Origin of the sequence: Streptomyces sp. NA04227 (genome assembly GCF_013364195.1) — a bacterium.
Classification (GTDB): Bacteria; Actinomycetota; Actinomycetes; order Streptomycetales; family Streptomycetaceae; genus Streptomyces.
The window spans coordinates 6,996,087-7,008,265 of sequence record NZ_CP054918.1 but is presented as its reverse complement, the minus strand read 5'-3'; the positions used below and the strand labels follow the sequence as shown (position 1 = coordinate 7,008,265).

Here is a 12,179-nt window from a genome sequence, read left to right as displayed (position 1 = left end):
CCGAACCACCACGGATGATTACGGCCGGACGTAGGGCCGAGTCATGATCTCCATGTTGTGCCCGTCCGGGTCGTCGAAGTACGCGCCACGACCACCGAAGAGATCGTTGGTACGGCCCGGCTCGGTGTGACTCGGGTCGGCGTAGTAGGTGACACCTGCCCCCTCCAACTCGGCGACCATGGCGGCGAATCGGTCCTCCGGCACCAGGAACGCGTAGTGCTGGGACTGGATCGGCTCGTCGCGCTTCTCGTAGTAGTCGAGGGTCACGCCGTTGCCCAGGTCGAGAGGCAGGAACGGCCCGAAGGGGGCGCCGACCGTCAGGCCCAGGATTCCGGCGAGGAACTGCGCGGACCGCTGCCGGTCGGTGGCGTAGACGACGGTGTGGTTGAGCTGGACCGCGGTGGTCGTGGCGGCCGACGGCTCGGGGGCGTGCGGGGACTGCTGTCCTTGCGACTGTTCATGCGACTGTTCTTGCGACATCTGTCGAGTTTCTCCGGTTACTTCGATCTCTTCGGATCAGCGGGTTCGCTGGGAGCGCGCCGCGACGCAACGCGAGCGCGCGAAGGTGGAAGTACAAGGCGCGGAAGGCGCTGAAGACGCGTAAGGCACGGAGAAACGGCGGACCCCTGGCCCGCCCCGGTTTCACGCCGAGGCCGGGCGCCTCACTCGTGCGTGGCCCATGGCCGACCCGGCAGTCACGCGACCGAGCTTACGTGGCAGCCGAGTTGAGCGGCAACGTACGATTCCGCCGCCCGAACCGCGAGGTGGGATCTGCCGGGACCGGACCACGCTCCCCGTTGTCCGTACGACCGTCGTCCGCACCACCGTGGTCAGTGCCACCGCTGTCAGTGCCACCGTGCATCATCGGACCCATGACACAGCACAACGCCGACGCCCTGCACACCCTGGCACACGAGAGTCTCCCCGAGGAGATAGCCGAGCGCTGGACAGGGCTGTTCCGGACGAGTCTGCGCTTGGCCAAGGCCGAAGGCGACGAGGGCAGGGTGGTCGGGCGGCTCGGCGGTCTTCCGGAACTGCCCGAGGGTGTGAAGTGGCCGGTGTGGGAGAGCGAGGGTCCGCTCTCCTTCGTCGCGGCCGTCGACTGCGCCGCGCTGCCGTCCGGCGCCCTGGACATACCCCTGCCCCCGGACGGAACGCTCTCGTTCTTCTACTTCGACGGGCAGTTGGACGAGGGGCTGAACCCGGTCGACCCGGCCGATCCGGACACCTGGGCGGGAGCGCAGGTCCTGTACACCCCGGCGGGCGTTCCGGTCACGCTGCGGGAGGCGCCCGAAGTGCTCCAGCCGTACGCCGAGATACCGCTGACCGCGTCCCCTGAGGCCACCGCACCCGACCTGGAACACCCCTTGGTCCAGCGGGAGTTCGGGCCGCTGCCGGACACTCACCCCTTGCGGGACGAGGAGTTCGAGGAGGCGATGTGGGATCTCGCCGAAGGCGCGGAGCACCGTATCGGCGGGCATGCCGATCCCGTCCAGGGCCCCGTGGAGCCGGAGGTCGCGCACGGTGTGCTGGGCAACCCGCCCTGGGACGACCCTCGTATCGAGGAGGAGGCCCTGAACTGGGTGCTGCTCGCCCAGTTCGACTCGGACGACGACACCGACATGATGTGGGGCGACGGCGGCGCCCTGTACTGGCTGATACGCCGCGAGGACCTCGCCGAACGTCGCTTCGACCGGGCCCGGTTCACCTGGCAGTGCGGTTGAACAGTGCGGTTGAGCAGTGCGGTTGAGGGGTGTGCTCGTCCGTCGGTACTCGCCGGGCCCCACACCAGCCCCGGCGAGTACCGACGTTCCCGCGAGCAGGTCAACTACCGCCTGCCCCGGGGGAATTGAGGTTGCTCAGAGCTAGGACCGGTAGTCGACCGTGTTGCGGTACAGGCAGTCGAGTGCGGCCGGGCCGACGTCGTGGCCGTCCTGGGCGCGGTGCGCCCAGTACTGGCGGAACGTGTCGGAGACATGGCCGAGGAAGGTGGACCACATCGGTCCGGCCGGGTTCTCGGAGCAGGTGTCGCCGGGCTCGTTGGTGCTGTCACCGAGGTCGATCATGGCGCCGAGGACACGCCCCTCCACGGTGTCACCGTTCTCCCACCCGGTGGAACCCCAGGTCGGGTCCTCCAGGTCCAGGGTGCGGCCGTCGGGCCACGCGAAGGTGGGGTCGTTCAGCGCCGCAGCGCCGAACCAGGTCGCCATCCCCTCGGTCCAGGCACAGCCCTCGGAACTCTGCCGCTGGATGTAGTGCGGGCTGCAGTTCGGGGCGCTCGGGAAGTCGTCCTCGTAGACGTCGTCCATGACCCCGTGGCCGAGTTCGTGCAGGACCAGGATGTTGGCGTCGGGGTCGGCCGCGGCGAGATGTACGTCGTTGCTCTGCAGCGAGTAGTACGTACCGTCGGTGGAGTCGGGCGCCCAGTTGATCAGTGCGCGACGGCAGGTGCTGTCCTTGGCGTCCCAGCAGTTGCCGGGCTTCCAGTTCCAGCCGGTGTTCGCTGCGTCGAAGGCCTCGACGCCGCGCATCAGGGCGGCGTCGGCGGGACGGACGGCGCCGACGTCGACCGTGCCACCGCCTGCGACCTCGCCGGCCACCGGGGTGTCGAAGGTGAAGGCCCGCTTCGTACGGGTGTGGCGCACCATCCAGTTCGGGTTCTCGGTGCCGAACCGGACGTAGACCTCCTGGCCGCCGCCCGTCTCGTCGGTGTTGTCGAAGCAGAGCCGGAAGCGGCCGTCGGCGCCGGTGAGCCCGGAGGCGAGCAGCTCGTGCGGGCCCTTGGTGTCGGCGTCGTACACCCGCACCTGCGTGTTGGCGGAGACCCGGTCGGCCCCGAGGTGGTCGGTGTAGCCCCAGCCGCCGGTGGCGCACGCCTCCGAGGCGGCCGACTTCGCCGATGTACCACCCGAGTTCGGCCCGGCCGGGCGGTGCGCGGAGCTCGTGTGGGCGCGGGAGGCTCCGGCGGGCGCGGGCGCCGTCGCGTGCACGTCGCGGGCCGCGATTCCGAAGCCGGAGCGCTGTGCGCCGACGGTGAGGAACACGCTGCCGCTGTCGGTGTCGAGGCCGTCGGCCGAGGTCGCGACCGCGCGGATCTCGGCGGTGCCGGACGCGACCGCCTTCACCGTGCCGCTGAGCCGCCAGGGGGCTTCCTTCCCGGCATGGCCCCGGCCCTCGGCGCGGTGCAACTGTCCACGATGGGCCGGGACTTCGGACGCGGCCGTGGTCGACGTGAGTCCACGGGGAGCCCGCTGCCACTCCAGTCCGGCGGGCAGTTCGACGTCGAGCCGTACGTCGGAACGGGCCGCCGTGCCCGTTATCTCGATGTCCAGCCGCGCGGACCTGCCGACGGCGGGCGCCTCGGACAGCCGCAGGGCCACCTTCAGACAGCTGCCCCACTCTTCGGTTCCGTCGGCCGTCGCCGTACGGAACGGGGTGCACTCGGCCGACGACGTGGCGGCGGGTCTCTCCGAGGGCTCGGAGTGTGCGAGACCGGGTGTCGCGAAGGCCAGTGCGCCCACGGCCCCCAACGCGGCTGCGCGCAGGCCGACTTCACGCAGGCGGATATGACGAAAGCGCATCTGATGCGGTCCTTTCGATCCGGTGAATTCCGGGAAGGGACCGCGTTTCTACCGGATTCACGACCGCCTGGCGGCCAATCCGTGTCAGTGGCGAATTTAGGCGGCGGTCCGGGGGGCGCGTCCGGTGTGCCGCGAACAACTCCCCCTTCGCCCCGCACCGGGATGCGGACGCATATGCCACCCTGCCCTGTTTCGCATGCGCAACGCGAAACAGGGCAGGGTTCCGGGCCACTAGTCCGGCCCGGGGGGCGCCGCACCGTCCACCGGGCCTTCGCTTTCGGGTACGGGAACGGGTACGGGGGACGTATGAAACGCCGGTTGCGCCGCGCGACATCCGCGGCACTGGGAATCGCTCTGCTGTTGGGCGTGGACGCGAGCACGGGTGTCGGGTCGGCCGCCGGGCCGGACTCCGCAGCGAGCGCGCTCCCGGCCGAGGGCGGTGACAAGGGCCCGCCCATCGGCAACCAGGGGCAGGTGGAGTGCGATACCGAACTGGGCACCCATGCCCCCTTCTACGGCGGGCAGTCGGCGTCGCAGACGTACGACACGACGTTCTCCGCACTGGGCACCGATCCCCTCCCGGACCTGGGCACCTCCGAGGCGGAGGCGTGGACCCCGCAGGGTCTGGCCCACTGGTCGAACTGGGACGGCGCGGGCAACGACCTTCTGCTGGTGACGGCTTACGGCCCGGAGGGCGGGGAGGCGCGGGTCCACGGGATCGATCCGGCATCGGGTGAGCACGTGGGGTCGGTGGAACTGGAGACGAAGGAGGACGACCAGAGTCATGTCGGCGGAATCGTCGTGCTCGGAAAGCATGCCTATGTCTCCGCTTACCGCTCGAAGTCGGTGAACCGCTATTACCTGCCGGAACTGCGCAGGAAGTTCGAGGAGTACCGGCCGCCCATCGGGGACGTGGAGCTCCCGCGCATCAGGGAGAAGGGGCACCCGACGGACATCGCGAACGGTGTCGCCTTCCTCGGAACCGACGGCGAGGCCTTGTACGCGGGCCGGTACGTGGACGACGACGCCACCACTCGTACGGAAATGGATTCGTACCGGCCGGACGAGAAGGGAATGCTGTCGCGGGACGACGGTCCCACGTATGTGGCGCCCCGGCGGACCCAGGGCGTGACGGTCGTGGACGGCGACTTCTACTTCTCCGTGTCGCGGACCCCGAAGCCGGAAGTGGACGGCCGTCGCAGCTTCCTCTATCGCGTCGGCCCCGAGGACATGAAGGCGAACGCGATCGACAACCAGCTCCCGCCGCCCTCCTTCAACCAGGCCACGGAGTGCTTCCGGGCGCCGAGCATGTCCGAAGGGATCGTGACGCACGGAGACAGGACCTATCTGCTCTTCGAGTCAGGCTCGGCCGTGTACGCCCTGGAGGAGGACAATCCGCCGGAGAACGTGGTCAAGAAGATCCATGTCGCCCGGCTCGGCTCCGGGGACGGCGATGACGGCGACGGACCGGGGCAGGGCAGCAGCACCACGACCTACACGGGCCCCACGAAGGCCGACTACCACGACACGTTCACCGCTTCGGCGCGGCTGAGCGGCGCCTCCGGACCCGTCTCGAAAGCCAAGCTGAGCTTCACCCTCGGGAAGGGCCGCGCGGCACAGAACTGCACGGCCACGACGGACTCCTCCGGCGTGGGCACCTGTGAGTTGACCCCGGCGCAGGCACCCGGGCGGACCTCGCTGACCGTACGGTTCGGGGGCGGCTCGGGCCTCGGGCCGAGCAGCGACACCACGGCGTTCACCATCACCCGGCAGGAGACGGCGCTGACGTACAAGGGGCCGAAGCGCGTCGCCAACGGCACTCCGGCCCGGCTGGCGGGCGTGCTGACCGAGGAGTCCGCGGGCGGGCGTCCGGTGGCCGGGCGTTCGGTCACCCTGGCCTTGGGACGCGGTGACGACCGGCAGGCCTGCACCGGCACCACCGCCGATGACGGCCGTGCGCGCTGCACGATCGCCTCGGTGGACCAGCCGCTGAACGCCGACGCGACCGTGCCGGTGACGGCGGCATTCGAAGGGGACACGTACTACGAGCCGTCGCGGAAGCGGGCGACGGTGCTCCTCGAGCACTACACGGGGCGTTCCCACGGCATCACCGCCGAGGTGTCCTTGGCGGGCCTCGGCCTGGGGGTGAAACCCAGCCCGGACACCGGGCCCGTGCGCACGGCACACGCGTCGCGTCACGTTCCCGGGTGCGCGGCGGGCGTCAACACCCTGCTGCTGCGGACCGGAACACTGTGCCCGACCGTCGTGACGAGCCTGGCGCCCGGCACGTCCCGGGCCACGGCAGCGGTGCAGGACGTACGGATCGGGCTGCCCGGTCTGCCGTTGATCGAGGTGGCGGGAGCGACCGCGCGTTCCACGAGCACCTGTGCGGCGGGCGGTTCGGCGCGTGGGACGACCGACGTACGACTGCGTGTCGGGGGCGAGTTGGTCGAGCTCACCGGTGAGCCGAACGCCGAGGTGGACCTGCCCGGTGTGGCGCGGCTGGTGGTCAACGAGCAACGCCCGGTGCCCGGCGCGGAGCACGGCCGTACGGTCAACGCCGTCCACCTCACCGCCGCGAACGGCGCCGTCGACGTGGTGATCGCCTCGGCCACCAGCGACGTCCACAACTGCGCGGAGTGAGCTCGTCGGCCCGGTCCGACGTCACCCGCGCGGACCGAGGCCAACTGCCCTGCTACGAGGCCCGGTTGTGCTGCCCGGTCCCGGCGCCCGCTCAGCGCTGGTACCGGGCGAGCACCAGATTCCCGTCCTCCTCCAGCCGCCCGCGCAACTCGCGCAGGCCGATGGCGCCGCTGTAGAACTCCTGGAGGGCCGGGGTGGCGATCTTGTCCTTCCACTCCGGATAGCCGCGCACCGTCTGCGCGGGGGCGGGGCTGAGGTGCCGGGCCAGTGCGGTGCCGGTGGCCCAGTCGTGTTCGGTGGTGTGCAGGGCGGGGTCCGCGAGCGCCTGCGTGCCGGTCGGCAACATCCAGTCGCCGAGGGCAAGTCGGACCATGTTGGCGGGCCGGAGCAGGAAGTCGATGAAGGCCATCGCCTCCTTCTTGTGCGGACTGTCCTCGGCGATCGACAGCGTCTGCGGGCTGACGCCCTGGGTGAGCCCCTCACTGCCCGCCGGTGCGGGCAGCACCTGCCAGTCGAATCCCTTCGGCGCCTGCTGGACGACCTGCTGCCGGAAGGAGAACCCGAGCGGCACCATGGCGTACTTGCCGCCGAACAGCCCGGGCAGTGTCTCCGACGCGGACATACCGAGTGTCGTACGGGCCGCGCTGCGGTCCTTGTTGACCTGGTCGCGGACGGTGCGCGGCATGACCGCGTCCCCGGCCCCGAAGCGGATGTCCACCTTGCCGTCCGCGCCGCGGTGGAACAGCTTGCCGCCCGCGGACATCGAGAGGTTGAGGGTGGCGGAGACGGGGTCCTTGAGCGGCCAGGCCACACCGTACCGGCCCTTGCCGCTGAGCCGCTCGGTGACCTGCCCGAACTCCCGCCAGCTCCAAGGCCGTTCGGGCGTCGGGATCCGTACACCGGACTCACGCAGCCGGTCGGCGTCGGCGATCAGGACCCGGGGTTCCTGGAGGAAGGGGACACCGTAGACGCCGTCCCCGAACTCGGTCGTGCCCCAAGTGCGGCGCGGAATGTCCTTCTTGAGCCGGTCGGGCAGCAGGCCGCGCAGATCGGCGAGGTAGCCGCCGTAGGCGAAGTCGGCGAGGTCGTCGGAGGCGTCGTGGATGATGTCCGGCGCCTCGCCGCCCTCGAACGAGGTGAGCAACTGGTCGTGGACACCGTCCCAGTTGCCCTGCACGTACTCCACCTGTACGTCCGGGTGGGCCGCGTTCCACTCGTCGACGAGTTTCCGGTTCACCTCGACCGACTCCTGCTGCCAGGCCAGCGACTGGAAGCGCAGTCGTACGGGGCCCTTTCCGTCGCCCGACTCCGCGGTGCAAGCCGTCAACAGGAGGGCGAGAGCCAGCAGTACGGCCGCGAGGGCGCGGCTCCTCCCCCGTACGCGGGTGTCGCGGGGCATCAGCTCTTCACCGCCCCGGCGAGCAGGCCCGAGGTGATGCGGCGCTGGAGGAAGGCGAAGAGGACGAGCGAGGGCAGGGTGGCGAGCAGGGCCGCGGCCGCGAGCGGGCCGAGGTCGGCGGCGCCCTCGGCGCCGAGGAAGTGGGTAAGCACCACGGGCAGGGTCTGTTTCTCCGGTGACTTGAGCAGGACGAGGGCGAAGAAGAACTCGTTCCAGGCGCTGACGAAGGCGAACAGCGCGGTCGCCGCGATGCCGGGCGCGAGCAGCGGCGCCGTGACGAAGACCAGGGTCCGCAGCCGTCCGGCACCGTCCACGGCGGCCGCCTCCTCCAGCTCGGGCGGCACGGCGCGCACGTATCCGACCAGCATCCACAGTGCGAACGGGAGCGCCCAGACCACGTAGACCATGATCAGGCCGGGCCTGGAGTCGATCAGTCGCAGTTCCTTGAGGATCAGGAACAGCGGGATGATCAGGAGCACGAACGGGAACGCCTGGCTGATCACCACCCAGGCGGTGCTGAGCCGGCTGAGCAGGGTGCGGCGGCGGGCGATCGTATAGGCCAGCGGCGTGGCGAGCAGCACCGCGACGACGGAGGCCGAGGCGGCGGTGACGAAGGAGTTCCACGCGGCGTCGAGCAGCGGCTGTTCGTCGAAGGCCTGCCGGAAGTTCTCCAGCGTCGGATCCTTCGGGATCCAGGTCGGGTGCAGGCTGCCGAGTTCGCGCGCGGGTTTGAAGGCGGTGGAGAGGAGCCAGAGGAAGGGCACGGCCAGAAAGACAAGGTAGCCGAGCAGGGCGGCGTACTGGGCGGCCCGAGTGGCCGGGGAAGTACGGGTGGCCGGGGAGGTGTGGGTGGCCCGGCCGGTCCTTGCCTTCCGCCCGGTGCCTGCCTTCCGGCCGGTGAGCAGCGGGCTCATCGCGCCTCGCCTCCTCGCTCCTGGCCGCCTCGCAGCCGTACGACCAGATGCAGGGCGAGGAGCACCGATATCACGGCGACCATCGCACAGCCCATCGCCGCCGCGTAGCCGTACTGGCCGTAGCGGAAGGCCTCTTCGTAGGCGAAGAGCATGGGCAGCCGGGTCCGTCCGCCCGGGCCGCCGCTGGTCAGTACGTAGACCAGGGCGAAGGAGTTGAAGTTCCAGATGAAGTTGAGCGCGGTGATCGCGAGGGCCACGGGTCTGAGCGCGGGCCAGGTGACGGTGCGGAAGCGGCGCCAGGCCCCGGCCCCGTCCACGGCCGCCGCCTCGTGGAGTTCGCGCGGGGTGTTCTGGAGTCCGGCGAGCAGGGCGACCGTGGTCTGCGGCATGCCCGCCCAGATGCCCACCACGACAACGGCGGGCAGCGCGGTGCCCAGTCCGGTCAGCCAGTCGTGGCCGTTGCCGAGGTGCAGGTCGCGCAGGGTCTCGTTGAGGATGCCCGCGTCCGGCTGGTAGATCAGGCGCCACATGATGCCGACCACGATCTCCGGCATCGCCCACGGAACGATGGCCAACGCCCTGGCCAGCCAGCGCAACCGCAGTTCCTCGTTGAGCAGCAGCGCGAGCCCCAGCGCGAGCAGGAACTGCGGCACCGTCACCGCCACCGCCCACACCAGCCCGATCCGGAACGACTCCCAGAACAGGGTGTCCCGCATCAGGTCCTGGAAGTTCAGCAGCCCGATCCACTCGGTGGCCTCGGTCCGTCCGGACTGTGCGTCGGTGAAGGCCAGGCTGATCCCGTAGACGATCGGGCCGACGCTCAGCACCAGGATCGGCAGCAGCGCGGGGAGGACCAGGAACCAGGCCCCGAAGTCGCCGCCCCCTCGCCCTCGGGGGCCTCGCCCCCGGGCGCCTCTCGCGCGTGGCCGTTTCTCGGGTACTGACCGCTCGGCGGCGGTCGCTGGGATCACGGATACGGCTCCTTCGGGCGGCGGCCTGAGGTCCTGGCGCCATCTCCCGTAAGTCGGGCGGGAGTTGGGGCCTGGGCCCGGTGGGATCGGCCGCCCCGGAACGCGCACTTCCGACGGCCCAGGTCATCGTGCTGAGCCACCGGGCCGCCGTCAAGGCGGCGTGCACACCTGGCCGAGCGGTCGACGACCAGGGGGAATGTCGGAGGGGGGTGCCAGACTTGGTGGCGGCGGAGAGAGCTGGGGGACGAGTGACGGTTACGGAAGGGACGGGTGGTGGACGAGAAGCGGGCGCGTGAGGTGGTGGCGGCGGCCGGGGTGTTCTCGGGTGCGAAGGACGGCGGGCGGTCCGGCGCGAAGGACGGCGGGTGGTCCGGCACGGAGGGCTCCGGGTGGTCCGGCACGGAGGGCTCCGGGTGGTCCGGCACGGAGAGCGGAACGCCGATCGGCCCCGCGGCCGAGGCACGGTTGCTCGCGCTCGGCGAGAACGCCGTCTTCGCGGTGGGTGATCTGGTGGTGAAGGTCGGCCGGGATCCCGAACTGCTCGCGCGCGCCGAGCGGGAGGTACGGGTCGCCCGCTGGCTGGCGGAGCACGAGGTGCCCGCGGTCCGGGCGGCCGAGCCCGCGGCGCGGCTGGTCGACGGTCACCCGGTGACGGTCTGGCACCGGCTGCCGCCGTCCGTACGCCCGGCGCAACCACGCGACCTCGCGGCCCTGCTGCGGCGCGTACACGCCCTGCCCGAGCCGGAGTTCGGCCTGCCGCCGCGCGATCTCCTCTCCGGAGTCGAGCGCTGGCTGCGGCTCGCGGGCACCGCTGTCGACCCCGAGGACGCGGACTATCTGCGCAAACGGCGGGACGACTTCGCCGCGGAGGCGGCCCAGTTGGTACCGAGGCTGCCACCGGGCCCGGTGCACGGCGACGCGCTGCCGCGCAACGTCCACGTAGGACCCGAGGGCCCGGTACTGGTCGACCTGGAGACCTTCGCAAGCGATCTGCGCGAACACGACCTGGTCGTCATGGCGTTGAGCCGCGACCGGTACGGACTGCCCGCCGAGGAGTACGACTCCTTCACCGAGACCTACGGCTGGGAGGTGCGCGAGTGGGAGGGCTGCGCGGTGTTGCGCGGCGCCCGCGAAACGGCGAGCTGCGCGTGGGTGGCCCAGCACGCGCCCACCAATCCGAAGGCGCTCACGGAGTTCCGGCGGCGGGTGGCGTCGTTGCGGGAGGGGGACGCGGGGGTGCGGTGGTATCCGTTCTAGAGCGGGCCTGACCGAGCATCACCCAGGACAACCTGTGGGCCTCCTCCTTCCAAGGAAGTGGCTTTCCAGGGAAGCCCTTGCGGCCGACCGATGCAGGGTCGGACGCCTGTGCGAAGATCGCGGCGTGAACGATCTACGCTTCCGTCTCGCCGACGACGCGGATCTTGCCGCCGTCGTGCGTCTGCGCGACGATGCGGCCCGCTGGATGCTCGCCCACGGCGTCACTGGTCAGTGGCAGCCCGGTGAGCTGGGCGAGGACCACTTCCGTCGGATCATGAAGAGCGGAGAGGTGTGGCTCGCGGAGGCTGCCGATCATGTGGTCGGGGCCTGGGAGCTCTGGTGGGAGGACGAGGACGCCTGGGGGCCGCAGCCGCCGACGGCGGGCTATGTGCACCGGCTGATGGTGGACCGCGCACACGTCCCGCTCGGGACAGGGCGCCGACTTCTGCGAGTCGCGGAGCGACGCGTGGCCGAGGCGGGCCGCTCGTTGGTTCGTCTGGACTGCCTGGACACCAACGCGCGCCTGAGTGCGTACTACCTCGACGCCGGCTATCGAGTTGTGGGACGCAAGGAAGGCAAGCCGCAGCCGGGCGGTACGCCCAAGTCGTTCACGCTCCTCGAAAAGTCCGTACGGGACGAGTCGCCGGGGGCAGGCCTTTGAGGTAGGTCGAGCGGCAAGGGCCTCGCGTGTCCTTGTTCCGCGTTCCGCGAGCGGACGGTGGCGAAGTCACGTACGCGGCATGGCTCCCGTTCCGGCCCAGCTCGACGACACCACGGATCCGCCGGGCATGCTGTGATCATGAAGCACGCAGAGGTATTGCTCATCGGTGGGCGGGCCGGGGTCGGCAAGACGACGGTCGGCTGGGAGGTTTCGGCGCTTCTCAACGCGGCCAGGGTGCCCCACTGCGTCATCGAAGGAGACTTCATGGCACAGGCGCATCCGGCCCCGGAGGGAGACCCACGCCGCAGGAAGCTGGCCGAGCGCAATCTGGCGGCAGTCTGGTCGAACTACGCCGATCTCGGCTATCGGCGCCTCATTTACACGCACACCGTGAGCGTGCTGGCCGAGGCCGAGGACATGTTCCGGCGGGTCATGGGCGCGGACGTCGAGGTCGTACGGGTGCTGCTCACCGCCTCCGACGCCACCGTCGGCGAACGGCTGGCGGGCCGGGAGCTCGGCTCGGAGCTGGAGCACGAGCTGCGGAGCAGCGCGAGAAAGGCGCGACTCCTGGACCAACAGACGCCTGTGGACGCCGTGCGAGTGGCGACCGACGGGCGCTCCGTCGTCGACATAGCGCGCGAAGTGACGGGCGCCACCGGGTGGTTGGACCGGACCGACGCTCAGAGCTCGCACAGATAGGCGCAGTTGAGGCACGTTCACGGTGTGCGGGCGCAGATCTTGATGATCATGGAC

10 protein-coding genes are annotated in these 12,179 nt (G+C 70.6%); 5 read left to right on the top strand and 5 right to left on the bottom strand.

Going from position 1 to position 12,179, the window contains the following annotated elements; genetic code table 11:
* Nucleotides 1–18: 18 nt before the first annotated feature.
* Nucleotides 19–480, bottom strand: coding sequence for a VOC family protein (locus HUT18_RS29540; RefSeq protein WP_176103584.1), 462 nt, complete (start codon nucleotides 478–480; stop codon nucleotides 19–21).
* Between the two features lie 392 nt (nucleotides 481–872).
* Between HUT18_RS29540 and HUT18_RS29535 the strand changes: the two genes are divergently transcribed.
* The gene (locus HUT18_RS29535; RefSeq protein WP_176103583.1) at nucleotides 873–1,724 is read left to right on the top strand and encodes a YwqG family protein; all 852 of its coding nucleotides are present in this window, start codon (nucleotides 873–875) and stop codon (nucleotides 1,722–1,724) included.
* Nucleotides 1,725–1,865: 141 nt separating this feature from the next.
* Here HUT18_RS29535 and HUT18_RS29530 read toward each other — a convergent pair whose 3' ends face one another.
* Complete coding sequence (locus tag HUT18_RS29530) at nucleotides 1,866–3,581, bottom strand: hypothetical protein (protein ID WP_176103582.1); 1,716 nt, start codon at nucleotides 3,579–3,581, stop codon at nucleotides 1,866–1,868.
* A 366-nt stretch (nucleotides 3,582–3,947) separates the two neighbouring features.
* On the opposite strand from HUT18_RS29530, the gene HUT18_RS29525 reads away from it, so the two are divergent.
* Nucleotides 3,948–6,224 (top strand): choice-of-anchor P family protein, encoded by a 2,277-nt coding sequence (locus HUT18_RS29525; RefSeq protein WP_176103581.1) that lies wholly within the window; start codon nucleotides 3,948–3,950, stop codon nucleotides 6,222–6,224.
* A 91-nt stretch (nucleotides 6,225–6,315) separates the two neighbouring features.
* Here the strand turns inward: HUT18_RS29525 and HUT18_RS29520 are convergent, their stop codons facing one another.
* From HUT18_RS29520 to HUT18_RS29510, 3 genes are read right to left on the bottom strand one after another with little or no spacing between them, the layout of a single operon-like run.
* Nucleotides 6,316–7,623 carry an ABC transporter substrate-binding protein gene (locus tag HUT18_RS29520; RefSeq protein ID WP_176103580.1) on the bottom strand — a complete coding sequence of 436 codons (1,308 nt, stop codon included), beginning with the start codon at nucleotides 7,621–7,623 and terminating at the stop codon, nucleotides 6,316–6,318.
* Complete coding sequence (locus HUT18_RS29515) at nucleotides 7,623–8,537, bottom strand: carbohydrate ABC transporter permease (RefSeq protein WP_176103579.1); 915 nt, start codon at nucleotides 8,535–8,537, stop codon at nucleotides 7,623–7,625. Before HUT18_RS29515 ends, HUT18_RS29520 begins: the two co-directional genes overlap by 1 nt.
* Nucleotides 8,534–9,508, bottom strand: a complete 975-nt coding sequence (locus HUT18_RS29510) for a carbohydrate ABC transporter permease (RefSeq protein ID WP_254878868.1) — start codon at nucleotides 9,506–9,508, stop codon at nucleotides 8,534–8,536. The genes HUT18_RS29515 and HUT18_RS29510 overlap by 4 nt, the downstream gene beginning before the upstream one ends.
* Before the next feature lie 441 nt (nucleotides 9,509–9,949).
* On the opposite strand from HUT18_RS29510, the gene HUT18_RS29505 reads away from it, so the two are divergent.
* From HUT18_RS29505 to HUT18_RS29495, 3 genes are all read left to right on the top strand, one after another.
* Nucleotides 9,950–10,765, top strand: coding sequence for a phosphotransferase enzyme family protein (locus HUT18_RS29505; RefSeq protein ID WP_176104879.1), 816 nt, complete (start codon nucleotides 9,950–9,952; stop codon nucleotides 10,763–10,765).
* A gap of 124 nt (nucleotides 10,766–10,889) precedes the next feature.
* Nucleotides 10,890–11,426, top strand: a complete 537-nt coding sequence (locus HUT18_RS29500; RefSeq protein ID WP_176103578.1) for a GNAT family N-acetyltransferase — start codon at nucleotides 10,890–10,892, stop codon at nucleotides 11,424–11,426.
* A 138-nt stretch (nucleotides 11,427–11,564) separates the two neighbouring features.
* A complete protein-coding gene (locus HUT18_RS29495; protein ID WP_176103577.1) occupies nucleotides 11,565–12,125 on the top strand; it encodes a hypothetical protein in 561 nt (186 codons plus the stop codon).
* Nucleotides 12,126–12,179: the final 54 nt, after the last annotated feature.

Bases quoted from the DNA above. Each gene is read 5' to 3' on its own strand.
- HUT18_RS29540 (WP_176103584.1), bottom strand. From the start codon at position 480: ATGTCGCAAGAACAGTCGCATGAACAGTCGCAAGGACAGCAGTCCCCG.
- HUT18_RS29535 (WP_176103583.1), top strand. From the start codon at position 873: ATGACACAGCACAACGCCGACGCCCTGCACACCCTGGCACACGAGAGT.
- HUT18_RS29530 (WP_176103582.1), bottom strand. From the start codon at position 3,581: ATGCGCTTTCGTCATATCCGCCTGCGTGAAGTCGGCCTGCGCGCAGCC.
- HUT18_RS29520 (WP_176103580.1), bottom strand. From the start codon at position 7,623: ATGCCCCGCGACACCCGCGTACGGGGGAGGAGCCGCGCCCTCGCGGCC.
- HUT18_RS29515 (WP_176103579.1), bottom strand. From the start codon at position 8,537: ATGAGCCCGCTGCTCACCGGCCGGAAGGCAGGCACCGGGCGGAAGGCA.
- HUT18_RS29495 (WP_176103577.1), top strand. From the start codon at position 11,565: ATGAAGCACGCAGAGGTATTGCTCATCGGTGGGCGGGCCGGGGTCGGC.